The organism is Herbaspirillum sp. (assembly GCF_017744395.1).
Taxonomy (GTDB): Bacteria; Pseudomonadota; Gammaproteobacteria; order Burkholderiales; family Burkholderiaceae_D; genus Herbaspirillum.
Window position 1 is genome coordinate 707,305 of record NZ_JAGIBI010000001.1, and the last position, 26,794, is coordinate 734,098.

The 26,794-nt window shown below is 63.1% G+C and carries 23 protein-coding genes and 1 pseudogene; 12 read left to right on the top strand and 12 right to left on the bottom strand.

Translation table 11 applies throughout. The features are described 5' to 3' along the window. Positions 1-45: 45 nt before the first annotated feature. The 4 genes from J7548_RS03200 (at position 46) to purT (ending at position 4,575) form a co-directional block, all read left to right on the top strand. Positions 46-1,347, top strand: coding sequence for a citrate:proton symporter (locus tag J7548_RS03200; protein WP_290970218.1), 1,302 nt, complete (start codon positions 46-48; stop codon positions 1,345-1,347). A 34-nt stretch (positions 1,348-1,381) separates the two neighbouring features. Continuing rightward, the gene (locus J7548_RS03205; protein ID WP_290970221.1) at positions 1,382-2,746 is read left to right on the top strand and encodes an acyclic terpene utilization AtuA family protein; all 1,365 of its coding nucleotides are present in this window, start codon (positions 1,382-1,384) and stop codon (positions 2,744-2,746) included. A gap of 1 nt (position 2,747) precedes the next feature. Continuing rightward, entirely contained in the window at positions 2,748-3,056 is a 309-nt protein-coding gene (locus J7548_RS03210) for a hypothetical protein (protein WP_290970223.1), read from the top strand. A 307-nt stretch (positions 3,057-3,363) separates the two neighbouring features. After that, positions 3,364-4,575, top strand: a complete 1,212-nt coding sequence (gene purT, locus J7548_RS03215) for a formate-dependent phosphoribosylglycinamide formyltransferase (RefSeq protein ID WP_290970225.1) — start codon at positions 3,364-3,366, stop codon at positions 4,573-4,575. An 83-nt stretch (positions 4,576-4,658) separates the two neighbouring features. On the opposite strand, the gene J7548_RS03220 is transcribed toward purT, so the two are convergent. Together J7548_RS03220 and J7548_RS03225 are read right to left on the bottom strand one after the other, a co-directional pair. After that, positions 4,659-4,994, bottom strand: a complete 336-nt coding sequence (locus J7548_RS03220) for a helix-turn-helix transcriptional regulator (protein ID WP_290970226.1) — start codon at positions 4,992-4,994, stop codon at positions 4,659-4,661. Beyond that, positions 4,975-5,354 (bottom strand): annotated as a pseudogene (locus J7548_RS03225) (type II toxin-antitoxin system RelE/ParE family toxin). The gene J7548_RS03220 and the pseudogene J7548_RS03225 overlap by 20 nt, the downstream one beginning before the upstream one ends. A 249-nt stretch (positions 5,355-5,603) precedes the next feature. On the opposite strand from J7548_RS03225, the gene nadB reads away from it, so the two are divergent. From nadB to J7548_RS03240, 3 genes are all read left to right on the top strand, one after another. After that, positions 5,604-7,223: an L-aspartate oxidase gene (gene nadB, locus J7548_RS03230; RefSeq protein WP_290970228.1), complete on the top strand. Its 1,620-nt coding sequence runs from the start codon at positions 5,604-5,606 to the stop codon at positions 7,221-7,223. Positions 7,224-7,316: 93 nt separating this feature from the next. Beyond that, positions 7,317-7,595, top strand: coding sequence for an antibiotic biosynthesis monooxygenase (locus J7548_RS03235; RefSeq protein WP_290970231.1), 279 nt, complete (start codon positions 7,317-7,319; stop codon positions 7,593-7,595). Between the two features lie 167 nt (positions 7,596-7,762). Then, positions 7,763-10,003, top strand: coding sequence for a patatin-like phospholipase family protein (locus tag J7548_RS03240; protein WP_290971598.1), 2,241 nt, complete (start codon positions 7,763-7,765; stop codon positions 10,001-10,003). An 18-nt stretch (positions 10,004-10,021) separates the two neighbouring features. Here J7548_RS03240 and J7548_RS03245 read toward each other — a convergent pair whose 3' ends face one another. From J7548_RS03245 to J7548_RS03265, 5 genes are all read right to left on the bottom strand, one after another. Further along, on the bottom strand, positions 10,022-10,858 hold the full coding sequence (locus J7548_RS03245; RefSeq protein WP_290970234.1) for an alpha/beta fold hydrolase: 837 nt from the start codon (positions 10,856-10,858) through the stop codon (positions 10,022-10,024). Then, a complete protein-coding gene (locus J7548_RS03250; RefSeq protein WP_290970236.1) occupies positions 10,858-12,138 on the bottom strand; it encodes an MASE1 domain-containing protein in 1,281 nt (426 codons plus the stop codon). Before J7548_RS03250 ends, J7548_RS03245 begins: the two co-directional genes overlap by 1 nt. Positions 12,139-12,307: 169 nt before the next feature. Further along, the gene (nadC, locus tag J7548_RS03255) at positions 12,308-13,219 is read right to left on the bottom strand and encodes a carboxylating nicotinate-nucleotide diphosphorylase (RefSeq protein ID WP_290970238.1); all 912 of its coding nucleotides are present in this window, start codon (positions 13,217-13,219) and stop codon (positions 12,308-12,310) included. Further along, on the bottom strand, positions 13,216-14,355 hold the full coding sequence (nadA, locus tag J7548_RS03260) for a quinolinate synthase NadA (protein WP_290970241.1): 1,140 nt from the start codon (positions 14,353-14,355) through the stop codon (positions 13,216-13,218). The genes nadC and nadA overlap by 4 nt, the downstream gene beginning before the upstream one ends. Positions 14,356-14,388: 33 nt before the next feature. After that, on the bottom strand, positions 14,389-15,987 hold the full coding sequence (locus J7548_RS03265) for an ABC-F family ATPase (protein WP_290970243.1): 1,599 nt from the start codon (positions 15,985-15,987) through the stop codon (positions 14,389-14,391). A 246-nt stretch (positions 15,988-16,233) separates the two neighbouring features. On the opposite strand from J7548_RS03265, the gene J7548_RS03270 reads away from it, so the two are divergent. Continuing rightward, entirely contained in the window at positions 16,234-16,809 is a 576-nt protein-coding gene (locus J7548_RS03270) for a DUF1439 domain-containing protein (RefSeq protein WP_290970244.1), read from the top strand. Positions 16,810-16,812: 3 nt separating this feature from the next. Here J7548_RS03270 and ldcA read toward each other — a convergent pair whose 3' ends face one another. From ldcA to queE, 4 genes are all read right to left on the bottom strand, one after another. Next, a complete protein-coding gene (gene ldcA / locus J7548_RS03275) occupies positions 16,813-17,826 on the bottom strand; it encodes a muramoyltetrapeptide carboxypeptidase (protein WP_290970245.1) in 1,014 nt (337 codons plus the stop codon). Next, positions 17,823-18,359, bottom strand: a complete 537-nt coding sequence (tadA, locus tag J7548_RS03280; protein WP_290970247.1) for a tRNA adenosine(34) deaminase TadA — start codon at positions 18,357-18,359, stop codon at positions 17,823-17,825. The genes ldcA and tadA overlap by 4 nt, the downstream gene beginning before the upstream one ends. A gap of 5 nt (positions 18,360-18,364) precedes the next feature. Further along, a complete protein-coding gene (queD, locus tag J7548_RS03285) occupies positions 18,365-18,811 on the bottom strand; it encodes a 6-carboxytetrahydropterin synthase QueD (RefSeq protein ID WP_050466852.1) in 447 nt (148 codons plus the stop codon). Positions 18,812-18,888: 77 nt separating this feature from the next. Beyond that, entirely contained in the window at positions 18,889-19,524 is a 636-nt protein-coding gene (gene queE, locus J7548_RS03290) for a 7-carboxy-7-deazaguanine synthase (protein ID WP_290970259.1), read from the bottom strand. A 167-nt stretch (positions 19,525-19,691) separates the two neighbouring features. On the opposite strand from queE, the gene J7548_RS03295 reads away from it, so the two are divergent. Continuing rightward, complete coding sequence (locus J7548_RS03295; protein ID WP_290970260.1) at positions 19,692-20,054, top strand: cupin domain-containing protein; 363 nt, start codon at positions 19,692-19,694, stop codon at positions 20,052-20,054. 29 nt (positions 20,055-20,083) lie between these two features. Here J7548_RS03295 and J7548_RS03300 read toward each other — a convergent pair whose 3' ends face one another. Continuing rightward, positions 20,084-22,288 (bottom strand): OsmC domain/YcaO domain-containing protein, encoded by a 2,205-nt coding sequence (locus tag J7548_RS03300; protein WP_290970262.1) that lies wholly within the window; start codon positions 22,286-22,288, stop codon positions 20,084-20,086. A gap of 150 nt (positions 22,289-22,438) precedes the next feature. On the opposite strand from J7548_RS03300, the gene J7548_RS03305 reads away from it, so the two are divergent. From J7548_RS03305 to J7548_RS03315, 3 genes are all read left to right on the top strand, one after another. Continuing rightward, positions 22,439-22,741: a type II toxin-antitoxin system Phd/YefM family antitoxin gene (locus tag J7548_RS03305; RefSeq protein ID WP_290970265.1), complete on the top strand. Its 303-nt coding sequence runs from the start codon at positions 22,439-22,441 to the stop codon at positions 22,739-22,741. Positions 22,742-22,757: 16 nt separating this feature from the next. Continuing rightward, a complete protein-coding gene (locus J7548_RS03310; RefSeq protein ID WP_290970268.1) occupies positions 22,758-23,144 on the top strand; it encodes a type II toxin-antitoxin system RelE/ParE family toxin in 387 nt (128 codons plus the stop codon). Between the two features lie 90 nt (positions 23,145-23,234). Beyond that, complete coding sequence (locus tag J7548_RS03315) at positions 23,235-26,705, top strand: AAA domain-containing protein (RefSeq protein WP_290970271.1); 3,471 nt, start codon at positions 23,235-23,237, stop codon at positions 26,703-26,705. Positions 26,706-26,794: the final 89 nt, after the last annotated feature.

The following is a 26,794-nucleotide window of genomic DNA, read 5'->3' on the forward strand; positions in this document are numbered from 1 at the left end:
GGAAAATCGAATAAGAAAAAATCCCTAAAAATCCTGGAGACACGCATGCTCGCCCTGCTCGGCTTTGTCACGATCGTCCTGTTGTTCACGGCCATCCTCACCAAGAAGATGTCGCCGCTGGTGGCGCTGATCGCCATCCCCATCGTCGCCGCCCTGGTAGGCGGTTTCGGCTTGCAGACGTCCAAGTTCATCGTCGCCGGCGTGACCTCGATCGCGCCGGTGGCGGGCATGTTCGTGTTCGCCATCCTGTTCTTCGGCATCGTCACCGATGCCGGCATGCTCGATCCCATCATCAGCCGCATCCTCAGGACCGTCGGCAGCCGTCCTTCCCGCATCGTGCCCGGCACCGCGCTGCTGGCGCTGCTGATCCACCTGGACGGCTCCGGCGCGGTGACCTTCCTGATCACCATCCCGGCCATGCTGCCGCTGTACGACCGCCTTGGCATCGACAAGCGCATCCTGGCCTGCGTGGCTTCGATGGCGGCCGGCGTCAACTTCCTGCCGTGGACCGGCCCGATGATCCGCGCTTCAGCCGCGCTGCATATCCCGGTGTCCGACATCTTCACGCCGCTCATCCCGATCCAGTTGGCCGGCCTGGCGTTCGTGTTCATCGCTTCCTACCTGCTGGGCCTGAAGGAAGAACGCCGCCTGGGCCTGGGCAAAGGCGCGGCCGTGGATTTCGTGCAGCAGCATGAGCTGACCGATGCGCAGAAGAAGATCCGCCGCCCGCAAAATTTCTGGCTCAACATCGCCCTGACCGTGTTCGTGCTGGGCGTGATGATCAGCGGCAAGGTCGATCCGGTGGTGATGTTCATGATCGGCGTGGTGGCCGCGCTGATGATCAACTACCGCGACGTCAACATGCAGCGCGAGCGCATCGACGCGCACGCCAAGGCCGCGCTGCTGATGGCCAGCATCCTGTTCGCCGCCGGCGTGTTCACCGGCATCATGACCAAATCCGGCATGCTCGGCGCCATGGCCAAGACCGCCGTTGGTTTCGTGCCGCCCGAGATGGCCGGACATATCCCGGTGGCGCTGGGCATCCTGTCGATGCCGCTGTCGCTGCTGTTCGATCCCGATTCGTTCTACTTCGGGGTGCTGCCGGTGATCGCGGAAGTCAGCCACATGCTGGGCGTGCCGACCATCCAGGTGGCGCAGGCCGCGCTGCTGGGCCAGATGACCACCGGCTTCCCGGTCAGCCCGTTGACGCCGGCCACTTTCCTGGTCTGCGGCCTGGCCGGCATCGAACTGGCAGACCACCAGAAGTACACCATTCCCTTCCTGTTCGGCGCGTCGGTCATCATGACCATCGCCTGCGTCGTACTCGGGCTGTTCCCGCTGTTCTGACGCGCGGCCCGCCTTGCCATGATTGGATAGCAGCATGAACCGCACAACAGATCCCTCCCGGCGCACGGTGCGCATCGGCGCCGGCGCCGGCTACTCGGGCGACCGCATCGAACCGGCGGCCGAACTGGCCGAACAAGGCGATATCGACTACCTGGTGTTCGAATGCCTGGCCGAACGCACCATCGCCATCGGCCAGCAAGCGCGCCTGGCCGATCCGGCCAAGGGTTACGACCCGCTGCTGGACGAGCGCATGCATGCGGTGCTGAAAACCTGCGCCGAGCGCGGCATCCGCATCATCACCAACATGGGCGCGGCCAATCCGCGAGCCGCCGCGCGCCGCATCCGGGAAATCGCGCAAGAGATCGGCCTGAAGCGGCTCAAGATCGCCGCCGTCAGCGGCGACGATGTGCTGGATGTGCTGCGGCAAGGCAGCTTCACTATCGAAGACAACGGCTTGCAGGTGGCCTCCCTCGGCGACCGCTTGATTTCAGCCAATGCCTATCTCGGCATTGCCCCCATCGTCGAAGCGCTCGCGGGCGGCGCCGATGTCGTGGTCACCGGCCGCGTGGCCGACCCGGCGCTGGTGCTGGCGCCGCTGGTGCATGAATTCGGCTGGGCCGCGGACGACTGGGACAAGCTGGGCCAGGGCACGCTGGTAGGCCATCTGCTGGAATGCGCCGGCCAGATCACCGGCGGCTACTTCGCCGATCCGGGCAAGAAGGATGTCGCCGGCCTGGCGCGGCTGGGCTTTCCTATCGGCGAAGTCAGCGCCGACGGCAGCGCGGTCATCACCAAGGTGGCCGGCTCAGGCGGCCAGGTGACGGCGCAAACCTGCAAGGAACAACTGCTCTACGAAATCCACGACCCGCAGAGCTACTTCACGCCGGATGTGGTGGCCGACTTCTCGCAGGCGCGCATCGAGGAAATCGGCCCGGACCGGGTCGCCGTCAGCGGCGGCCACGGCCGCCCCCGCACCGCCACGCTTAAGACCACGCTGGGCTACCGCGACAGCTTCATCGGCGAAGGCCAGATTTCCTACGCCGGACCGGGCGCCCAGGCGCGCGCGCAACTGGCGCTGGACATCGTGCGCGAACGCCTGGCGCTGACCGGCCTGCAAGCCGAGGAATTGCGCTTCGACCTGATCGGCGTCAACGCCATCTGCGGCAGCGGTATGTCATCCGCGGCAGCCGAACCGTTCGAAGTGCGTGCCCGCGTTGCCGGCCGCACCGCCAGCATGAAGGAAGCCGTGCGCATCGGCAATGAAGTCGAGACACTCTACACCAACGGCCCGGCCGGCGGCGGCGGCGCCACCAAGGCGGCGCGCGAGGTCATCGCCGTGCTATCCATGCTGCTGCCGCGCGAGCTGGCAAGCGCATCCGTTCATTTCGAGGAGATCTGACATGCTGCTGCGTGACATCGCCCATTCCCGTGCCGGCGACAAAGGCGACATTTCCAACATCTCGGTGATCGCCTATCGCCAGGAAGACTATGCCCTGCTTGAGCGCGAGCTTACGGCCGAGCGCGTGCGGCGGCATTTCGCCGGTGTCGTGCACGGTGAAGTGGTGCGCCATGCGCTGCCGCATCTGGGCGCGCTCAACTTCGTCATGCACAAGGCGCTGGGCGGCGGCGTGACCCGCTCGCTGGCCCTGGATGCGCATGGCAAATCGCTTTCGGGAGCGATGCTTGATTTGCGTCTGGATGAAAAATAATTTGGATGGCTGGCTGGGTTTCGATAGCCGCAAATAACTGGCCTTACCGATGGCACCTTCCAACTTAGACAGATTTAGGGAAATTTGGACTCTGTTGCCTGCAGGTAGATAGAAGTTCGGAAGAGGCACTCCAGCTGCCGCGGGCTATAATTTCCCAAAGGGAAATTTTCCATCACCATCCCTCATTCCCGCCACATGCAACTGCGGACATTCCGGCTGTCCAAACGGTGCAAGATTTGGTATCGTCCGCCGGTTATTTTATTTCTCATACCGCATCAGCGCCCTGCTGATCCTTCACTCCCCAGTTATGAAAAAACCAATCCGACTCGGCACCCCGCTTTCCCCATCGGCTACCAAAGTCATGCTGCTCGGCTCCGGCGAGCTCGGCAAGGAAGTCATCATCGCGCTGCAGCGCCTGGGCGTGGAAGTGATCGCCGTGGACCGCTATGAGAACGCCCCCGGCCACCAGGTCGCGCACCGCGCCCATGTGATCAACATGACCGACGGCGCCGCGCTGGCCGCGCTGATCGAAAAGGAACAGCCGGATCTGGTGGTGCCGGAAATCGAGGCGATCGCCACCGAGACCCTGGTCAAGCTGGAAGAAGCCGGCAAGGCGCGCGTCATCCCGACCGCCCGCGCCGCCTGGCTGACCATGAACCGCGAAGGCATCCGCCGCCTGGCCGGCGAGACCCTGGGCCTGGCCACCTCCCCCTACCGCTTCGCCGACAGCCTGGAAGAACTTCAGGCAGCAGTGCAGCAGATCGGCTTCCCGTGCGTGATCAAGCCGGTGATGTCCTCCTCCGGCAAGGGCCAGTCCAAGATCGACGGTCCCGATGAAGTCAAGGCCGCCTGGGACTACGCCGCCGCCGGCGGCCGCGTCGATGCCGGCCGCGTGATCGTGGAAGGCTTCATCGACTTCGATTATGAAATCACCCTGCTGACCGTGCGCTCGCTCAACGAAAACGGCGACACCGTCACCAGCTTCTGCGACCCGATCGGCCACCTGCAGGTCAAGGGCGACTACGTCGAATCCTGGCAGCCGCATCCGATGCCGCCGGCGGCGCTGGACAAGGCCCGCGACATCGCCCGCAAAGTCACCGAAAACCTCGGCGGGCTGGGCCTGTTCGGCGTGGAACTGTTCGTCAAGGGCGACATGGTGTGGTTCTCCGAAGTCAGCCCGCGCCCGCACGACACCGGCATGGTCACCATGGTCAGCCAGGTGCAGAGCGAATTCGAACTGCACGCCAAGGCCATCCTCGGCCTGCCGGTCAATACCGCGCTGCGCTCGCCGGGCGCTTCCGCCGTGATCTACGGCCAGCACGAGGCACGCGGCATCGCCTTCGAGGGCGTAGCCGAGGCCCTGCGCATCCCTGGGGCCGACATCCGCCTGTTCGGCAAGCCGGAATCCTTCCAGCGCCGCCGCATGGGCGTGGCGCTGGCCTCCGGCGAAAACATCGAATCGGCCCGCATCCGCGCCAAGCAGGCGGCGGCCAAGGTCAAGCCGGTGATTCCTGAGTAAGCACGCTTCACAGGCAATGCCCGAAGCCGGGCTCCGATGCAAGTCGGGGCCCGTTTTTTTTGGGGAACAGGTTCTTACATTGCTCAGGCCGGGATGAGCATCAGGTGTCCGACACCTGAACTGGAAGCATGGACGCGAATTTCAATGTCGTAACCCAGACGGGTCAGGCAATCCATTAGCTTGCGTTCGGAGAAATTCGAAAATTCCCCATGCAGGAGCGCTGACACCTTGGGTTGCGTCAGGCCCATGCGTTGCGCGGCTTCCGCCTGGGTCAATCCCTGCTTGCGGATTGCCTTGGCGATCTCGATGGTCAATCCGGACTTGATCTTGAGCTTGTCGGCATCAGGCAACGCCAGATCGGCAAATACGTTGCCCGAACTGGATTCGACCTCGATGCCTTCAATGACGCGCTTCTTCATTTCCTGACTCCTGTGCGACGATTGCCGCCACCCGCAACCGTTTTCTGATGATTTCCATGTCCGCTTGCGGTGTGGCGATGCCACGTTTGCTTTCTTCTGGAAGTCGTGCAGCACGAATACCGCTTCAGCGAAACGCACCGTATAAACGGCGCGGTACGTGCCATCCACATCGTCTTCCACCACTTCCAGCACACCTGCGCCGCCAAAACCCCTGAGCGCCTTGGCCGCGGCATGTTGTCCGCCGTGCTGGGCAACATCCAGCGCATGCCCGAAGAACTTGCGCACCGGAACCGGCAGCGCCAACAGATCCTTTTTACTGCTGCCAAGCCACACAAGTTGGCGTTCCTGATTGCTGGACATGATATACCATTTCAAGGATATTCTTGCCTGTGCCAGACACTACTGCGATGCCGCTGCATTGGATATCGATCAATGGGGAATTTGCGGCAGATTTCATAAAATCCGCGCATCAGCCGAATCCGGCCAGCTTCTATGAGACGACGGAGGTGGAATCGCGCATCATAAAAACGCCCTAAACAGTTTCCCCCGCAACGGTGGTTATAATCACTGCCCACCTCCACCACTACAACAGCAGTGTTGCCCACGATCATGAAGTTCGATGTCGCCATTATCGGCAGCGGTCTGGCCGGTCTCTCCGTTGCGCTCCACCTCGCCGAAAAACACCGGGTCGTCGTCGTTTCCAAGGGCGAACTGCTCGACGGCGCCAGCAACTGGGCCCAGGGCGGCATCGCCGCCGTGCTCGATTCCGGCGACAGCCACGGCCAGCACATCGCCGATACCCTGGTGGCCGGCGCCGGCCTGTGCGACGAGGGCGCCACGCGCTTCATCGTCGAGCACGGCCGCGAAGCCATCGAATGGCTGATAGAGCAAGGCGTGCCCTTCACCCGCGACGACAGTGCCGAGCTGGGCTATCACCTGACCCGCGAAGGCGGCCACAGCCAGCGCCGCATCATCCACGCGGCCGACGCCACCGGGCATGCGGTGCAGGTGACGCTGGAACAGCGCGTGCGCACCCATCCCAACATCACGCTGCTGGAGCACCATTGCGCGATCGACCTGATCCATGCCCGCAAGCTCGATGCCAAGGCCGAGCCGCGTTGCCTGGGCGTGTACGTGCAAGACACGCGTTCCGAGCGCGTACTCTCCATTGCCGCACGCCACACGGTGCTGGCCACCGGCGGCGCGGGCAAGGTCTACCTGTACACATCCAATCCGGATTCGGCCACCGGCGACGGCATCGCCATGGCCTGGCGCGCCGGCTGCCGGGTGGCCAACATGGAGTTCATCCAGTTCCATCCGACCTGCCTGTACCATCCCTACGCCAAATCCTTCCTGATCAGCGAGGCGCTGCGCGGCGAAGGCGCGCTGCTCAAGCTGCCGCAGTCGGCCGGCGCGGCGGCGGGCATGCGCTTCATGCCGGAGCACGATGAACGCGCCGAACTGGCACCGCGCGACATCGTGGCGCGCGCGATCGACTTCGAGATGAAAAAGCGCGGCCTGGACCATGTCGACCTCGACATCAGCCACCAGAGCCCCGAATTCATCCGCGAACATTTCCCGACCATCATGGCGCGCTGCCTGGAGTTCGGCATCGACATCACCAGACAGCCGATCCCGGTGGTGCCGGCCGCGCACTATACCTGCGGCGGCGTGGTCACCGACATGGCCGGCCGCACCGATATGCCGGGCCTGTACGCCGTCGGCGAAACCGCCTATACCGGCCTGCACGGCGCCAACCGGCTGGCCAGCAATTCGCTGCTGGAATGCCTGGTGCTGGGCCGCGCGGCGGCCGGCGATATCGAACGGGAACTGGCGGCCGGCACGCACGATGCCATCGCGGTGCCGCAGTGGGATGAAAGCCGCGTCACCGATGCCGACGAGGAAGTGGTGATCGCCCACAACTGGGACGAGCTGCGCCGCTTCATGTGGAACTACGTTAGTATCGTGCGCACCGACAAGCGCCTGGAGCGCGCCCAGCATCGCATCCGCCTGCTCAAGGAAGAAATCGACGAGTACTACGCCAACTTCCGCATCACGCGCGATTTGCTGGAACTGCGCAACCTGGTCGACGTGGCCCAGCTGATCGTGGCCAGCGCCCTCACCCGCAAGGAAAGCCGCGGTCTGCATTTCAGCCAGGACTACCCGCGCACGCTGCCGCGCGCCACACCCACCATCCTGCCCGGCCACGACGGCAAAAGCGCCGGCTGACGCCCTGCAACATGGATTCCCCTTGCCATGCGGCGGGGCCGGCGGCTAGCATTTCCCTCAGGAGCCTGGCCGTCCGGCTCCGGGGAGATCATCATGAGCATCACCCGCATCAATACCTTCCGCGCGCGTGAACACCACGCCGCCGACCTGAAGGACTTCCTGACGGGTATCCTGCCCGAGATCCGCGCCTCGGCCGGCTGCCAGTCCTGCGAATTGCTGCAGGACCATGCCGATCCGTCGCGTATCGTGATCGTCGAGATCTGGGACAGCATTGAAGCCCATCGCGAATCGCTGTCCCATGTGTCGCCGGAAAGCATACGCCAGGCCAAGCAATTCCTGGCCGAAGCGCCCAGCGGGGCTTACTACTCCTGATTTTCCGGCGCCGCTTTTCTCTCTTCCCGATTGCCGCTCCGGCCTTGCGCTGGTGTAATATCCGCCATCGATTTCATTGCGGAACGCCTGCCGTGCAACGGTCTTTCTCTGCCTTCCTGCGCCATCGCCTGCGCCTCTCTCCTATCCCGATTGCCGCCGTACTGGCCATGGCGATAAGCCTTTCCCTTCCGGCGCGCGCCGAGGAATCCATCGCATCGCCGACGACAGCCAATACAAAGCGTCCCCGCGTGTGCCTGGTACTCTCCGGCGGCGGCGCGCGCGGCTATGCTCACCTGGGCGTACTGCAATACCTGGAAAAGCTGCACGTGCCGGTCGACTGCATCGCCGGCACCAGCATGGGCGCGCTGATCGGCGGCCTGTACGCCAGCGGGCTGTCGGCCGACGAGCTGGAGCGCCGCCTGGCCACCACCAATCTCTCCGACATCGCCTTCGACCGCAACGACCGCGCGCACCTGCCGCAATCGCAGCGCGAGGACGAATTCCAATACCCGATCTCGATTTCGGCCGGCTACGACGACGGCAAGCTCAAGCTCGCGCCCGGCCTGGTCCAGGGCAACAACCTGCTGACGCTGCTGCAGAACTGGACCGCGCAATTACCGGCCAATATCGATTTCGCCAGGCTGCCGATCCCGTTCCGCGCGGTGGCGACCGACCTCAGCGACGGCGCCAAGGTCGAGATGAAGGAAGGCTCGCTGCCGCGCGCCATGCGCGCCAGCATGGCGGTGCCGGGGCTGTTCGCGCCGTTTCGCGTGGGGCAGCGCATCCTGGTCGATGGCGGCCTGGTCAGCAACCTGCCGGTGCAGACGGCGCGCGAGATGGGCGCCGACGTGATCATCGCGGTCAACATCGCCACGCCGCTGCAGGATGCGGCGCAACTGCAATCGCCCACCGCGGTGGCGCAGCAGATGGTGGGCATCCTGATCCAGCAGAACGTGCAGGCGCAAAAGGCATTGCTGGGCCGGGGCGACATCCTGATCGAGCCGCAGTTGGGCAACATCTCCCTGACCGATTTCGCGCGCGGAAAGGACGGCATCAACGCCGGCTGGGATGCCGCGCAGCAGCAGAGCCTGCGCCTGACCGGGCTGTCGCTGCCCCCGTCGCAATGGCAAGCCTATCTTGCCGAACGCGCGCACGACGGCAGCGCGCTGGCCAAAGGCACGCGCATCGACGCCATCGAGGTGCACAGCGGCAAGCGCATCCCCGCCAGCTACGTGCGCAGCAAGCTGGCGGTAAAGGAAGGCGACCTCTACGACGGCGCCGAACTCAACCGCCAGTTGTCGGCGCTGTCGACCAATGGCGATTTCAACGGCGTGACGCAGGAAATCGTCACGCGCGACGGCCGCAACGTGCTGGTGGTCGACGCCGAAGAGAAATCCTGGGGGCCGCAATACCTGCTGTTCGGCCTGGGCCTGTCCAACAGCTTCAACGGCCGCGGCAGCTACAACCTGCAGATCGGCCACCGCTATCCCTGGATCAACGCCAGCGGGCTCGAATGGCGCAACGACCTGGTGCTGGGCAATACGCGCCTGAGCCTGCAAAGCGAATTGCGCCAGCCGATCTGGGGCAACACCGGGGCCTATATCGCCCCCTACCTGGAGCTCAGCCGCCGCAATCTGGACCTGTATCCCGACGGCAGCGATGTGAAGGCATCGCCGGTCAACGAATATCGCATCGACACCGCCCTGGTCGGTGTCGACCTGGGATTGCCGCTGGCGCGCCTGGGCGAGGTGCGGCTGGGCGTGAACTACCGTCACCAGCGCTACTCGCCCAACTACGACTATCCGCTTCCCGACGGCCAGGGCTTTCCCAGCGGCAGCGACAGCCAGCCGACGGCCCGCATGCGCGTGACCATCGACCAGCTCGACGACGTGCTGTTCCCGCGCAAGGGCTACTACGCCTATGCCGAGCTCAACCACGGTTTGGGCGGCAACGATACGCGCTATTCGGACATCCAGGCCAAGGGGCTGTGGGCCTTCGGCAGCGGACTCAACACCATCAACATCGCGCTGGAGGGCGCGCGCAGCTTGTCCTCCAACGACGCCAGCCTGGGCAGCAACGGCATCGGCTTCACGCTGGGCGGCTTCCAGCGCCTGTCGGCCTACGCGCCTGACCAGTTCTCCGGCAACTATCTGCTCTATGGCCGCCTGACCTGGCTGCGCGACCTCAACCAGTACAGCCTGGCCGGCCTGCGCAATCCGGTGCTGGGCACCAGCCTGGAAGCGGGCAACGTCTGGCAGAACAAGGAGAATTTCGGCGACGGCCCCTACAAGACCAGCGCCAGCGTCTTCGTGGGCGGCAGCAGCGCGGTCGGGCCGATCTACTTCGGCGTGGCCGTGGGCCAGCGCGGGGTATGGAACGTGTATATGCAGTTGGGCCGGGTGTTCTGATCCGGCCCTGCCTGCGTCTCAGTCTTGCGGCGCAGGCTCTCCGGCGGCCCCGCGTTCGCGCCGGCGCGGACGGAACTCCTGCGGCGGGAAGCCGAAGAATTCCAGGATGCTGTTGGCCACCTGGTCGCGGTCGTTGTCCACGCAAATCATGTGGTAGCTGTTTTCCAGCACCACCACGCGCGCATCGGCGATCTGCTCCTTGAGGAAATCGGCCGAGCGCAGGCTGGTCAATTCATCTTCCCTCGCATGCACTACCAGCGTGGGTGCCTTGATGTTGCGGGCGCGGCCCATGGCCCAGGCGCGCAGGCGGTCGACCTGCCGCACGCAGCTCAGCGGCACCCAGCGGTAATGGAAATTGTCGCCGCGCTCGAACTTGGCTTTCACCACGGCGCGCACCAGCGTGTTCTTGATGCCGTAAGGCTCGCCCTCCTCCACCTTCATGCGCGCGGCAACGCCGGGGATGAAATAGAACAGCCGGCGCAGCCCGGCGTACCAGGGCGTGGACCAGCCGTCCAGATAGATCGGCGGCGCCAGCGTCACCAGCCGGCCCTGGGCCGCGCCGTGCTGCACGCGCTCGGCCAGCGCCAGCGCCACCAGCGCGCCCATGCACATGCCCATGATATGGAGCTGGCCGTATTGCGGCTGCAGCTCGCGGTATTGCTCCACCACGGCATCGATCCATTGCTCGGCGCGCACGCCTATCAGATCCTCCGGCACGGTGCCGTGCCCGGCCAGGGTAATGGCGTGCGTTTCCACCCCTGCCTTCTTCAGGATCTTCTGCAGCGAACCCAGATCGTACTGGGTGCCGCCCAGCCCATGGATGAGCAAGGCGCCGACAGAGCCGGGGCCGCTCATCACGCGCCCCGGTCTTGGGCGGTGTCTTGCGCCTTGTCGGCGAAACGCCAGACCCCGGCCACGATCGCCAGGCGGTCTTCGGCATCCAGCAGGCTGCGGCTGATATCGAGCACGGCCGCGCCGCCGGCCTGCAGGTGGAACGGCATGTCGGCGCGTTCGTCGCCGTCGCCGCCATCCAGCCAGCGCTGGCGCAGGCGCGCCTGGTCCAGCGGCGCGACCAGCCTGAGCACCTGGTCGAGCGTGTGCAACTGCGCCGCCGGGACGCCCAGCAGCGCCTCGACGTCGCCGCTCCAGGTGAAGGAAAGCCGCTGCGGGTCGATCGTATAAGCTAACTGGCGGCTGGCCGACAGCGACAGCTCGACCTCGTTCTTCCAGCGCGCGACGTCCTCGTGCAATTGCTCGCGGGTGGTCTTGAGCGCACTGATGAGCAGCGACAGCAACGACGCCACCGCCAGATAGATCTGCAGCTCCAGCAAGGCGTTGCTGGAATGCAGCTGCACCAGTTCGACGAAGGGGCCGTGCCCCAGCGAGTTGTAGACGAAGGCCATCAGCGACAGCACCGCCACCGACAACGAACCGCCGCGCCCGCCCCACAGCAGGGTCACCAGCGCGATGAAGAACAGCGGCACATAGGTGGTGGAAAATTCGACATCGAACACCACGCGGTCGATGTCACTGTCAAAGGCCAGATAGGCCGAACCGACCATGGCGACGAAGGACGCCAGACCCAGCAGGAACTCGGTGCGGGCGATGCCGCCGGAACGGGTGGCGCGGAACTGCGACCAGCCGGCCAGAACCGGCGTCATGATCAGGATGCCGACCAGGTCGGAGAGCGACCAGATGCGCAAGGTTCCCCAGAACGACAAGCCCTGCGTCAAGTGGAACCAGGCCGCGCCGAACAGGCCGCTGACCACGCTGGCGCCGACCCCGACCATCAGCAGGCCGCGCACGAAATACAAGCCCTCCATCGGGAACGGCGCGCGCTGCACCAGCCACACGGCGATGGCGGCCACGCCGATCTCGTCCAGCGAAAACAGCATCATGCGCCACAGCTCGCGCTGCTCGACCCAGCCCAGCAGCACCTGGGCCGCCACCAGCAGCACCAGCAGCGGGAACCAGCGCGCCGTCGGCGTCAGCAGCAATGCGCCGACGGTGATGCCGGCCGGCAGCCAGATATAGCCGCTGGCGATGAACGCTCCATTGAGTTCATGCGAGGCGAAGCCGAACAGGAAATAGACGGCGGCCCACACCAATGGCGCAGCAAGATTATTTGATTTCACAGTGGAATCCCCCCCGACATGACGGCAACGGTGCCAGCGCGGTGCGCGGTCTCGGCCGCGACATTGCCGGCCATTCTATCAGCTCGTTTCATGGGATCGCACCGGCAACGCTCAATAAAAAACGCCGCGACAGGCGCGGCGTTTTTCGGAAGCGCGGATATCCGCTTGCTCAGCCAAGCACCCGCAACGAAAAGTCCGCCGCGCGGATGTCCTTGGTCAGGCTGCCGATGGAAATGCGGTCCACGCCGGTTTCGGCGATCTCGCGCACGGTCTCCATGTTGATGCCGCCGGAAGCCTCCAGCACGGCGCGCCCGGCATTGACGGCGACCGCTTCGCGCATCATCTCCAGCGAGAAATTGTCGAGCAGGATCGACACCGCGCCGGCGGCCAGCGCCTCTTGCAGTTCGGCGATGCTCTCCACCTCGACCTGGATGCTCACGCCGGCATCGATCTTCTGCGCGGCGTCCATCGCGGCGGTGATGCCGCCGGCGGCGGCGATGTGGTTTTCCTTGATCAGGATGCCGTCGTACAGCGCCAGCCGCTGGTTGGCGCCGCCGCCCACTCGGACCGCGTACTTCTGCGCCAGGCGCAGGCCGGGCAAGGTCTTGCGGGTGTCGAGGATGCTGGCCTTGGTGCCGGCCACCACATCGACATAGCGCCGGGTGGCGGTGGCCACGCCCGACAGCAACTGCAGGAAATTCAACGCGCCGCGTTCGGCGGTCAGCAAGGCGCGCGCCGGGCCTTCGATGGCGCAGACCTCGGTATCGGGCTGCATCAGTTCGCCTTCGGCGTAGCGCCAGTTGATCTGCAGGCGCGGGTCGAGCCGGGTCATGACCGCTTCGAACCAGGGCGCCCCGCACAGCACGGCGGTTTCGCGCACGATCACGCGCGCCTTGACGAATTCGTTCTCGGGCACCAGCAAGCCGGTGTAGTCGCCGTCACCCACATCCTCGGCGATAGCCTGGTTGACGTTGGCGTCGAAGGCGGCGTTGAGCGCGGCGTCGAACGGCGCGAAGGGATTCTTCAGGTTGCTGGTGGCGCTGATGCTGCTGGGGCTGGTTTTGATGGCGTGGAGTGTCATGCTGGGCCGATTCCTGCAAACAGTTTCTGCTCGTCTTCAAGGCGGCCCGTGGGCAGCGCCTTGGCTTTCTTGCTGGCGGCGAAGTCCAGCATGCGGTCGATGCACACCACGGCCTGCCTGCCGACGGCGGGATCGACGTGGATCTCATTGGCGCCGGTTTCCAGCACGTGCAGCAGGTTCTGCAAACCGTTCATCGCCATCCAGGGGCAATGCGCGCAGCTCTTGCAGGTGGCGCTGTTGCCGGCGGTCGGCGCGTCGATGAACAGCTTTCCGGGCGCGGCCAGGCGCATCTTGTGCAGGATGCCGTTGTCGGTGGCGACGATGAACGACGGCGCGTCGGAAGCCTGCACGGCGGCGATCAGCTGCGAGGTCGAGCCGATCACATCGGCCTGCGCCACCACCGCCTCGGGCGACTCCGGGTGCACCAGCACCAGGGCCTCGGGATGCTCGGCGCGCATCAGTTCCAGTTCAACGCCCTTAAACTCGTCGTGCACCAGGCAGGAGCCTTGCCACAGCAGCATGTCGGCGCCGGTCTGTTTCTGGATGTAGCTGCCCAGGTGCTTGTCCGGCGCCCACAGGATCTTCTTGCCCTGCGCATGCAGGTGCTGCACGATCTCCAGTCCGATGGACGAGGTCACCATCCAGTCGGCGCGCGCCTTCACGGCGGCGCTGGTATTGGCGTAGACCACCACGGTGCGGTCCGGGTGCTGGTCGCAGAAGGCGGCGAATTCGTCCGGCGCGCAGCCCAGGTCGAGCGAGCAGGTGGCGTCCAGGTCAGGCATCAGGATGCGCTTTTCCGGGCTCAGGATCTTGGCGGTCTCGCCCATGAAGCGCACGCCGGCCACGACCAGCGTCTTGGCCGGATGGTCGCGCCCGAAGCGCGCCATCTCCAGCGAATCGGACACGCAGCCGCCGGTTTCTTCGGCCAGGTCCTGCAGGTCGGCGTCGACATAGTAGTGCGACACCAGCACCGCTTCCTTTTCCTTGAGCAGTTGCCGGATGCGCGCCTTGAGGCTGGCGCGCTCTTCTGCGCTGGGCGTCGGCGGCACCTTGGCCCAGGCATTGGCGGTACAACTTCCGCCGGTCTCCATTTGCGGCCGCTCGAATTCGACGACCTTGGTTGCTATTGCTTGCATGACGGTGGGTTGGCTGTGCGCGGGTTATACGGATTATTCGATGCCCTGGCTGGCCAGGTAGTCTTCGTAGTTGCCCTGGAAGTCGATGATCTTGCCATCCTTCACCTCCAGGATGCGGGTCGCCAGCGAGGACACGAATTCGCGGTCGTGCGACACGAAGATCAGCGTGCCGGCGTATTTTTCCAGCGCGATGTTGAGCGATTCGATGGACTCCATGTCCATGTGGTTGGTCGGCTCGTCCATCAGCAGCACGTTGTGGCGGCCCAGCATCAGCTTGCCGTACATCATGCGGCCCTTTTCACCGCCGGACAGCACCTTGACCGACTTCTTGACGTCGTCGCCGGAGAACAGCAGGCGGCCCAGGATGCCGCGCACGGCCTGGTCGTCATCACCCTCTTGCGTCCACATGCCCATCCAGTCGGTCAGGGTCTCGCCCTTGGCGAATTCCTCGGTCGGGTCTTGCGGCATGTAGCCGACGTTGGCGTTCTCGGCCCACTTGACCACGCCGGAATCCGGATGCAGGCCGGCCACGTCGCCGCCGATGCTGCGCAGCAGGGTCGTCTTGCCGGCGCCGTTGGCGCCGATGATGGCGATCTTCTCGCCGGCTTCGACCATGATGCTGAAGTTCTTGAAGATGTCGCGGTCGTAGGTCTTGGAAATGCCTTGCGTCTCCACCGCCAGGCGGTGCAGCTTCTTCTCGCCTTCGAAGCGGATGAAGGGGTTCACGCGGGACGACGGCTTGACGTCCTCGACCTTGATCTTGTCGATCTGCTTGGCGCGCGAAGTCGCCTGGCGCGCCTTGGACTTGTTGGCCGAGAAGCGGCGCACGAAGTCCTGCAGTTCGGCGACCTTTTCCTTGGCCTTGGCGTTGGCCGCCATTTGCTGCGCGCGCGCCTGCGACGAAGCCAGCATGTAGTCGTCGTAGTTGCCCGGGTAGATCTTCAGCGTGCCGTAGTCCATGTCGGCCATGTGGGTGCAGACCTGGTTCAGGAAGTGGCGGTCGTGGGAAATGATGATCATGGTGGAATTGCGCTCGTTGAGCACGTTTTCCAGCCAGCGGATGGTGTCGATGTCCAGGTTGTTGGTCGGTTCGTCCAGCAGCAGGATGTCGGGATTGGAGAACAGCGCCTGCGCCAGCAGCACACGCAGCTTCCAGCCGGGCGCGACGTTGCTCATCGGGCCGTTGTGCTGTTCGATGGGCACGCCCACGCCCAGCAGCAGCTCGCCGGCGCGCGCTTCGGCGGTGTAGCCGTCGTACTCGGCGAACTTGGCCTCCAGGTCGGCGGCCTTCATGTAGTCGTCGTCGGTGGCTTCCGGATTGGCGTAGATCGCATCGCGTTCGGACATCGCCGCCCACATCTCGACGTGGCCCATCATCACCACGTCCAGCACGCGCATTTCTTCATAGGCGAACTGGTCCTGGCGCAGCTTGCCCAGGCGTTCGTTGACGTCCAGGCTGACGTTGCCGGCCGAAGGTTCGAGGTCGCCGCCGAGGATCTTCATGAAGGTCGACTTGCCGCAACCGTTGGCGCCGATGAGGCCATAGCGGTTGCCGTCGCCGAACTTGACGGAGATGTTCTCGAACAACGGCTTGGCGCCGAACTGCATGGTGATGTTAGCGGTGGATAGCACTGCGGAAACCTTTTCAAAAATGAAACCTGCGCGCGGCGGCCATGGAAATCTTGCCGCAGGGCGCGCGAAACCTTGCATTTTACCATTGTGGGCGCGCCCCGGCTTGACTTGCGGGCCGGATGACGCCGCTTTCTTTCCCTGCGGCAAAGGCGATGCATGCCGCCGATCTTGCCTGAACTACAATGACCGGGATTTTTAACCGGCTGTAGCGCTCCAATGGGCTTCGCAGCCAACGCCACGGATCATATGAAGCTAGCAAAAAACCTGCCCAGCCGCCATTGGGCCGCCGCCCTCGCCTTCGGCTTGTGCTCGGCCACGGGGGCCCATGCCGCCTACAACGTCTGGACCAACGAATACAGCGTCTCCAAAAAGGAATTGGAGACGGCAATCGCGCCGCAGTTTCCGCGCAAGCTGCGCTATATGGAGATTTTCGAGGTCACGCTGAGCAACCCGCGGCTGGGCATGGATCCGGACAAGAACCGCCTGACCACCGTGGTCGATGCGCAGATCGCCAATCCGCTGCTGTTCGCCAAACCGGTCAATGCGGCGCTGACCATGAGCAGCGGCTTCAAGTACGATCCCGCCACGCGTTCGCTGCGGCTGGATGCGCCCAAGGTGGAAAACGTCGATTCGCAAGACCTGCCGCCGCAATACGGCCAGCAGTTGAGCGCGCTGGGCAACGCCGCCGCCGACAAGCTGCTGCGCGACTATGCGGTCTACACCTTCACGCCCGAACAGCTGCAGATGAACGGCAAGCGTTTCGAGCCGGGCAAGATCACCGTGGAAAAGGATGCGGTGAAGGTCGAGATCAAGGAGCAGTAAAAATCAACGCCGGCGCAGCGTCGGATAACCCGACAGCGTCAGCGTGAATCCTTCCGCGCCGCGCGCGTCCAGCGCCGCATGCGCGCCTACCGGCAGCGTCACCAGGTCGCGCACGTGGCCGAACGGCAGGCCGGTGACGATAGGCGCGGCGATGCGGTGACGCAAAAAGGCCAGCATCTCGCCGAAGTCGTAGCCATTGTCGACCTCGCCCAGCCGGTAGCCGGAGAAATCGCCCAGCACGATCGCCTTTTGCCGCGCCAGCACGCCGGCCTGCTCCAGTTGCAGCATCATGCGCTCGACGCGGAACGGATGCTCGTTGATGTCTTCCAGAAACAGGATGCCGCCGTCGACCTGCGGGAACCAAGGGCTGCCGATCATGTGCGCCACCATCGCCAGGTTGCCGCCCCACAGCTTGCCCTCGCATTGCACGACAGGGCTGTGCGGGTCGGTCCGGCGGTCGCCGTTGGGCGCGCGCTCGGCGCCGGCCGGGCCGGTGTAGTTGCGCACTTCCACCTGCGGCGAAGCCAGCGTCTTCCAGAACGTCGCCAGCGCCTGCCAGTTCGGCTGCTCGGCGCCGAAGTCCCCGGCCAGCATCGGCCCCTGGAAACCGGCCATGCCGGCTTGCTTCAGCAAGGCGAACTGCAAGGCGGTGACGTCGCTGTAGCCGACCAGCAACTTGCCGCTGGCCGCCAGCGCCGGAATATCCAGCGCCGGCAGGATGCGGCTCATGCCGTAGGAGCCGCGCAGGCACAGCAGCACATCGATATCAGGATCGGCCGCGGCCTCCATCAGTTGCGCGGCGCGCTGCGCATCGGTAGCGCCGAAACGCTGGAAGCGCGCCTCATGACGGTAGAAATTGCGCACACGGCAACCCAGCGACTCCAGCAGCGCCACGCCTCGCTCCACATTTGCCGGATCGACCGCATGGCCGCACGGCGCGACGATCGCCACGCCGGTGCCGGCCGGCACCAATCCATCGAGAAGTTCACGGCCGGCGGCCGCTGCTGCCTCTGTCATTGCTGTTCGCTTTCGTCATCGGTTTGTCCATTCGCCGCGTCCAGCAGCCGCTGCTGCTTCACCTGCTCGCGCCGCATGGCGAAAAAATCCTTCAGCAGTTGGCCGCATTCTTCGGCCATCACGCCGCCCTGCAATTCGGTATGGTGGTTCAGCTTTTCCTGTTCGAACAGGTTGAGCACCGAGCCGCAGGCGCCGGTCTTGGGATCGGTCGCGCCATACACCACCCGCGCCAGGCGCGCATGCATCATCGCGCCCGAGCACATGGCGCAAGGCTCCAGCGTCACATACAGCTCGCAGCCTGGCAAACGGTAATTGCCCAGCTTTTCGGCCGCGCGGCGCAGCGCCATGATCTCGGCATGCGCGGTCGGGTCGTGCTTGCCGATCGGCTGGTTGAAGCCGGCGGCGATCACCTCGCCGTCCTTGACCACCACCGCGCCCACCGGAATCTCGCCCAGCGCCCAGGCGTTATTGGCCTGGTCGAGCGCGGCGCGCATGTGGCGCAGGTCGTCTTCGCTTGGGGTGAAATCGGTCATCGCTCTCAGTCGGCAGTGACTTCGGCCCAGCAATTGGGCGTTTCATGCAGCACCAGCTTTTGCAGGTGCAGGCCGGTGCCGTAGCGGTCCTTGTAGGCCGCCTTGAGGATGTTGAATGCCGCACGGGCCAGGTTTTCCACGGTCGGGATGCTGTCGATGACCACTGTCTTGTGGCCCGGCAGGCTGGCCAGGAAATCTCGCACCGGCGTGTCCTTTTCATAGACCAGGAAGGCATGGTCCCAGACGTCGACCAGGTGTTCCTTGGCCAGCGACTTGATGTCGGAAAAGTCCATGATCATGCCGTTGTCCGAATTGCCCTCGATATCGATCACCGCGCCGGTCAGCGTGATTTCCAGCGTATAGCGATGGCCGTGCAGGTTGCGGCACTGGCTCTTGTGGTCGGGAATGCGGTGGCCGGCGTCGAATTCGAGTTTGCGGGTGATGGTCAGCATGAATCTGTATTTTCAATGAGAAGCCCGCCGAAGCATGTCCGGCAAGCGATAAGCGATTGTAATCAGGTCGGGGAGCGTCAGGGAATATTCAGCAGCTTGTGCGTCTGGATGCTCAGTTTCCACTTCGGGTTGTTCTTGACCATTTCGATGGCCAGTCGGGTGTTGGCGGCGGCGTCGGGGCCGTCCATGGGCTGCAGCAGGAAGTTCTGGAAGTCCAGCTTCTCGTACTCGGCCAGCGGCTGGCCGGGCTGCGGCACCACTACCTTCAGTTCGCTGCCGCGCGTGACCTTCAGTTCGGAACCCATCTTGGGGCTGACGCAAATCCAGTCCACGCCCGGCGGCACGGGAATGGTGCCGTTGGTCTCGATGGCGATCTCGAAACCGGCCGCGTGCATGGCGTCGATCAGCGGGCCATCCAGTTGCAGCAGCGGCTCGCCGCCGGTGAAGACCACGTACTTGCTGGGCGCATAGGTGGTCGGCCACAGGTTGTCGATCTTCGCGGCCAACTCCTCGGGCGACTTGAACTTGCCGCCGTTCTCGCCGTCGGTGCCGACGAAATCGGTGTCGCAGAATTGGCAAATCGCCTTGTTGCGGTCTTCTTCGCGGCCCGTCCACAGGTTGCAGCCGGAAAAACGGCAAAACACCGCCGGCCGGCCGGCGTGGGCGCCCTCGCCTTGCAAGGTATAGAAGATTTCTTTGATGCTGTAGGTCACGATATTGCTGCGGAAAGGGGCTGGTGCGCCGATGAAAATGATTGTGTAAATACCTGATATTTCAGGAAATTTTCCCGATCGACCGAGAGCGTCATTATAGCGCCCCGGCGTCCGGTATGCCGCTCCTGTTACACTGCTGGCCTGTTTCCGCTGCCTGTGCCATGAACATGCCTGCCATCACTGAATTTCGCCAACAAACGCCAACGCCAGAATACGATCATCCGCGCGAAGAACGCAGGCTGGATGGCAATCCCAAACGCACCACCTGGAACCACTTCACCAACGCCAGCGGCGAAGTCAGCGCCGGCATCTGGGCCTGCGAGAAAGGCAGCTGGCGCATCGCCTTCGCGCCCAACAAGGATGAATATTTCTACGTGCTGGAAGGCCGCTGCCGCGTCATCGACGAGCAAGGCCATGCCGCGGAAGCCGGCCCGGGCGATGCTTTGGTGATCCCCGGCGGCTTCAAGGGCGTCTTTGAAGTCGTGGAGCCGGTGCGCAAGCACTATGTGATCGTGGAACGGGCGGCCTGACTTGTCCGCCCGCTCCGGGTAACGCACAATCAGTTCTTTACGCCTGCCGCCTTGGCCCGCGCCTTGTGCAGCTTCCGGTAGCTGTCGAGCAGACGGTGGTGTCGGTCCAGCCCTTCCAGTTTCATGCTGGTCGGCGTCAGCCCGTAGAAACGCACGCTGCCGTCCACTGAGCCGATGACCGCATCCATCCGTTCATTGCCGAACATGCGGCGGAAGTTGGCTTCGTAATCTGCCAGTTCCAGTTCCTCGTCGAGCAGCACCTCCAGCACCACGTTCAAGGCCTGGTAGAACAAGCCGCGCTCGACCGTATTGTCGTTGTACTGCAGGAAGGCGCCGACCAGTTCATGCGCCTCCTCGTACTGCTTCAAGGCCAGGCGGATCAGCAGCTTCAGCTCAAGCACCGTCAACTGTCCCCACTCGGTGTTTTCGTCGAACTCTATGCCGATCAAGGTCGCGATGTCCGAATACTCGTCCAGCTCATTGTTTTCCAGGCGATCCAGCAGCGCAGCCAGGCTGGCGTCGTCCAGGCGATGCAGGTTCAGGATATCGGCGCGGAACAGCAGCGCCTTGTTGGTGTTGTCCCAGATTAGGTCCTCGATCGGATAAATCTCGGAATAGCCCGGCACCAGTATCCGGCAGGCCGTTGCGCCCAACTGGTCGTACACCGCCACGTAGGCTTCCTTGCCGAGGTCCGCGAGAATGCCGAACAAGGCGGCCGCTTCGTCGGCATTGGAGTTTTCCCCCCTGCCGGAAAAATCCCATTCGACAAATTCGAAATCCGCCTTTGCGCTGAAAAAGCGCCACGACACGATGCCGCTGGAATCGATGAAATGCTCGACGAAGTTGTTGGGCTCGGTCACCGCGTTGCTTTCGAAGGTCGGCTGCGGCAAATCGTTCAGGCCTTCGAAGCTGCGTCCCTGCAGCAATTCCGTCAGGCTGCGCTCCAGCGCCACCTCGAAGCTGGGATGCGCGCCGAACGAGGCAAAGACGCCGCCGGTGCGCGGGTTCATCAGGGTCACGCACATCACCGGATAAGTCCCGCCCAGCGACGCGTCCTTGACCAGCACCGGGAAGCCCTGCTCTTCCAGCCCCTGGATCCCGGCCACAATGCCGGGATATTTCGCCAGCACCTCTTGCGGCACGTCGGGCAAGGCGATTTCGCCTTCCAGGATTTCACGCTTGACCGCCCGCTCGAAGATTTCGGACAGGCATTGCACCTGCGCTTCGGCCAGCGTATTGCCGGCGCTCATGCCGTTGCTGACGAACAGGTTTTCGATCAGGTTGGACGGGAAATACACCGTTTCGCCATCCGACTGCCGCACATACGGCAGCGAGCAGATGCCGCGCTCGGCATTGCCGGAATTAGTGTCGACCAGGTGCGAGGCGCGCAGCTCGCCGTCCGGGTTGTAGATATCGAGGCAGTACTTGTCGAGGATCTCTTTCGGCAGCGCATCCTTGCGGCCCGGCTTGAACCAGCGCTCGTTCGGGTAATGCACGAACTCGGCGTTGGCGATGTCTTCGCCCCAGTAGGAGCCGGCGTAGAAATGGTTGTTGCTGATGCGCTCGATGTACTCGCCCAGCGCCGACGCCAGCGCGCTTTCCTTGGTCGCTCCCTTGCCGTTGGTGAAACACATCGGCGAATGTGCGTCGCGGATATGCAGCGACCACACATTGGGAATGATGTTGCGCCACGAGGCGATTTCGATCTTGATGCCCAGGTCCGCCAGCACGCCCGACATATTGGCGATGGTCTGCTCCAGCGGCAGGTCCTTGCCCAGGATATAGGTGCTGGCGTCGCCGTCCGGCTTCACCGTCAGCAGAGCCTGCGCATCGGCATCCAGATTCTCGACTTCTTCAATGACGAACTCGGGGCCTTCCTGCACCACCTTCTTGACGGTACAGCGCTCGATGGAACGCAGGATGCCCCGGCGGTCGGCTTCCGAAATATCGGCCGGCAATTCGACCTGGATCTTGAAGGTCTGCTGGTAACGGTTTTCCGGGTCGACGATATTGTTCTGCGACAGGCGGATGTTTTCGGTCGGGATGTTGCGCGTATTGCAGTACAACTTCACGAAATAAGCCGCGCACAGTGCAGACGAAGCCAGGAAGTAATCGAAGGGACCGGGCGCCGAGCCGTCGCCCTTGTAGCGGATGGGCTGGTCGGCGATGACGGTGAAGTCGTCGAACTTGGCTTCGAGACGCAACTTGTCGAGGAAGTTGACTTTAATTTCCATGAGGGAACTCTAAAAATGGTGCTGAAAGGAGGTGGGCGCCATTATCCCCGTCAGGTCGGCGCCCTGCAAAACATTCTCGCGCTCATTACACAAGAAAATGCAGTATGATGTACATTATTTAGCACAATTTATAGGCCTTCGGAGCATTCCATGTCTATCTCTGCAAGCGATGTGATCCCCCTGTCCCAAGCCCGGGCCAATCTGTCCGAACTAGCCGACCAGGTGAAGGCCGGCGCCGAAAAAATTGTCACAAAGAACGGAGAAAGCTACGTTGCCATCATCGATGCACAACGGCTTGATTACTATCATCAGTTGGAGCGGGAGCACATTCACCTGCTGTTGATTGCCGATGCCGGCAAAGGCTTGGCAGACGTAGCGGCAGGACAGGTCAAGGATGCCCGCAGCGCGCTCTCCGCCATCAGGCAACGCCGTACCGGCAACACCTCCAGATAACGGGCCGATTCATACCGTGACAGTCCGACACACCGTCAAGCTCACCGCCAGTTTCGAACGCAATCTCGATGAAATCGAGGCGTTCCTCCGAGAAGCCGAAGCACCACAAGCCTTCGATGCATTATTGGACGCATTGTCCGATATCGTCATTCCCAATCTGGAACGTTTTCCCGCAATGGGTTCATCCTTCCTGGAACGTCCCATCCGCTCAGTGGAAACAAGCAACGCTATTGCACGCCTGACTGCACAGTTGAACGCCATTACCGAAGGCGGCGCACTGTACGAGTACGTGATGACGGACTACCTGCTGCTGTATGCGCAGATCAAAGACACGATATATCTGCTCTCGATTCGTCATCATCGGCAGCTTTCGTTCAACTTGCCCGGGCACTGGCCAACCTAAGAGTGGCACGTGACTAGTGTTCCTCAACGCCACACGACAGTCCACTCTACACCGCTACGCAGAGCAATAAAAAATGAAAGGGAGAGTTAATTGCAAGAAAAACGACAAGGCTTGCCACAGGCCAGCCACCATCAGATTCTCAGTTTTTGGCACAAGATCGAATTTTTCATTCCCTACGACCTTCAGCGTCAGATCCTGGAGGCTAAGGACGCAGACTGGAGTGTCAGGCTATTCTCGAAGGACCAGTTGGCACGGCTGTCGACACAGATTCTGTGGTCCGCGCCTGTGCCAGAGGGGCGTAGGCTCAGCGGATTCGATGTATACCTCGGCGTTTTTGACAAGGCCGAACTCGCTGATGTCACGCGTCGCGTCGTCGCCGAAGCCCTGAGCGATTTGGAAGCTTATGAACAGGACGAGCGTGGCGAGCTGGAAGGACTCACCTGCTGTGCCAGCCTCAAGATGCGTGCCGACGGAACACCGCTGCTTGACGACCTGTCGGTTTCGACGGTCCCGTGGGCTCTGGGTAGGATCGTGCACCAGGGCCTCGGTGGCCTGGACTTCGAGGTCTTCCAACAGGACCTGGAATCGCTCAAGCGTAATGTGAAAACCTTCCGCGCTTCCGTGGGAGCGACAGCGCCTGCCCAGGACAGGGATACGGCGCCATGCAGTCCCGCGGACCTACTTCGGTTGATGGAGGTCCTGGCGGCCTGGTCCGGTCATGACATCGCGAGCCGTAATACCTCAGACCCAATCTTGGTAATCAGGGCGAAAAGCGTCGAAGACAAGCCGAAACCGGAAGACGGGGCTGCAACGGGCCAGCCAGTTGCGGCCGCGATCGGCTCGGAGGAAGACAACGACGAGGACGAGCCGGCGGGCGAGACCGAAATCAGCATCCTCAACAGTTTCTTCGCCGGGGACATTGCCTCTGCCATCAGAGCACTTGCGGACGGCACCGCCAGCGTGCCACTGCAAGCCTATCTGACGCCGCTGCTGCAAGCCAAGCGAGTAGATCTGTACGAGCCACAGGGACAGCGCCTCATCTCGGAGCAATTGCGACCAAAGCACCTCAACAGCGGCCACTGGCCAGGCAACCCGGCTCACGCAATGAGCCTCATGCAGCAGCTCGCGATCAATAGCATCTTTAAACAACTGCAAGGCCCCGGCATTTTCTCGGTCAACGGCCCCCCTGGAACCGGCAAGACCACGCTGCTTCGCGAGGTCTTCGCTGAGAACATTGTCCGGCGCGCCCGGGCGTTATCGCGCTACGTAACTTCCGGGGAGGCCTTCGTCAGTCAACGGAGCGTGAACTTCGATGGAGAGAAGCCCTGCAACATCTCCGTACTGAAAGACGAGCTGGTCGGCTTCGAGATGGTGGTGGCCTCGTCGAACAACGCCGCAGTGGAGAATATCTCGCGCGACCTGCCTAAGAACAAGTCGCTCGGCCAGCCGGCCAAGTCCGGCGAGAAGGGATGGCGCAGCGCTGAGGGCGATGCGAACTTCAGCTACCTGCAACCGGTGGCGCGCAACCTGCTCGAACGAAACAGCAAGGGTACGTATGACCACCCAAAGTCGGACGAAGATGCCTGGGGGCTGATCAGTTGCGCACTCGGCAACAAACGCAATCGAGATACGTTCGTTCGCAGCATCAGCTCTGCTGGCCCTAAACGTGGAGACACGCCGCCCAAGGGCTTCGATCCGATTCGTCACCAGTCTCTCTGGCATTGGCGGACCAAGTACGCGGGAATCACCTTCGCGGAAGCCAAACGGTTGTTCATAGAGGCTGATGCTGCAGTGAGCCAGTCGCTAGCCCAACTCGACCGCTTCGCCGCGCTCTCTCTCGAACTTGAAGGCTTGACAGCCGAGGCGTTCTGCGATGCCGCTGCTCAAGATCTCCAGGCAGCCAACAGCGCCCATGCAGCGGCCGATTCGTTGTTCACCCAGCACGACGACGAGTGGGGGCTGTGCAAGCGCCAGATCGAGTTGCTCAAGACCGAAAAGGCGCTGATCGAGGAGCGTCGGCCAGGTTGGTGGGCCCGCCTCACCAATCGCCAGCTCATGCGCGAGCACACTGCGGAGTTGGCCGAGAACAGCAGCAAGCAGGCAACCTGGATCCGTCGACAGTACGAGGCCGAGCCGTTGCGCGAGTCGGCCCGGCAACAGGTCAGCCGCACGATCGCTGCCATCACCAAGGCGGAGACCGCATTGAAGACGAGGAAGCAAGAATGGGCCAGCAAGGTCAAGCAGATGCAGGACCTAAGGCGGGAGTTCCCTCAGGCTGCTCATCCCACGCGCTTGGCCGAGCTTGATGACGAAGACTGGCAGATCAAGGGCTTGTGGCACAGCGACCTTGTCAACGGGAAGCGCTCAGATCTCTTTGTTGCAGCGTTGAGGCTGCACGAGGCCTGGCTCTCGGAGGTCTTGCAGAATGGAGCTGGTTTCGGACCTAACGTTGTGGCACTTTGCCACCTACTGGATGGCAAGCGGCTACAGGATCCAAAGGACGCGCTCGTGATCTGGCGCAGCCTGTTCATGATCGTGCCTGTGGTTTCCAGTACCTTCGCCTCCTTCGCGCGCCAATTCCGATATCTCGGCCCGAACTCCATTGGCTGGCTGTTCATCGACGAAGCAGGCCAAGCAGTGCCGCAAGCGGCGGTCGGCGCGCTGTTGCGCGCCCAGCGGGCGGTGGTCGTCGGCGATCCGCTGCAGATCGAGCCGGTCTTCACAGTTCCCATCAAACTGCTCGAAGCACTCGCGAAGACAAGCTCTCTGCCTAAGGACATGGAGGTTTCGCCCGATAAGACTTCCGTCCAGGTCCTTGCCGATGAGGCCAACCGCCTCGGGGTACGGGTGGGATCTGGCGGCAAGAGCTTGTGGATCGGCAGTCCGCTGCGCGTGCATCGCCGCTGCGTCGACCCCATGTTCTCAATCGCTAACGAGATCGCCTACGAGGGGAAGATGATCTTCTTCGCCCCAAAGGATCCAGCGAAATGGCTGCCGCCATCGGACAGCCTGGATATTGGCTCCAGTGCATGGGTACAGGCACCTGGTTCCACGAGCGACAAGCAGGTCGTACCCAACCAAATCGAACTCGTCCAACAGGCGCTGTTAGCGCTGTACAGGCGCACTGGCACGCTGCCGCCCGTCTACATCATCTCGCCGTTCAAGCGCGTCAAGATGGCATTGTCCGAGCATCTGGGCCAGCGTGAAGCCTGGGCCTCGGCCGCAGGCCACGGCCCGCAAGCTCCCAAGATCACAGAATTACGCAACTGGTGCAAAGAGCGGATCGGTACTGTACACACCTTTCAGGGCAAGGAAGAAAGCATTGTCTGGCTGGTTCTGGGTTGTGACCAACGGACGGCGGGGGCGGCCCGTTGGGCGTCAGACAAGCCCAACCTCCTCAACGTCGCAGTCACACGCGCTAAGCACCGCTGCTTCCTTATCGGCGATCAGGACCTGTGGAGTGGCTTGCGGCACTTCACAGCAGCACACGCTGGCCGTATGCCTCGGATCACTCCGGAGCAATTCGTCAGGCAAATGACACTGCCCAGTCACGACGACTGAAGCGGGTGGTTGCATTCCGATCCCTTTGCCTAGGGCCTGTTAACATTTAATTTGCGAGATGCGTTGCCCCCAGAAGGCGTGATGGCAAG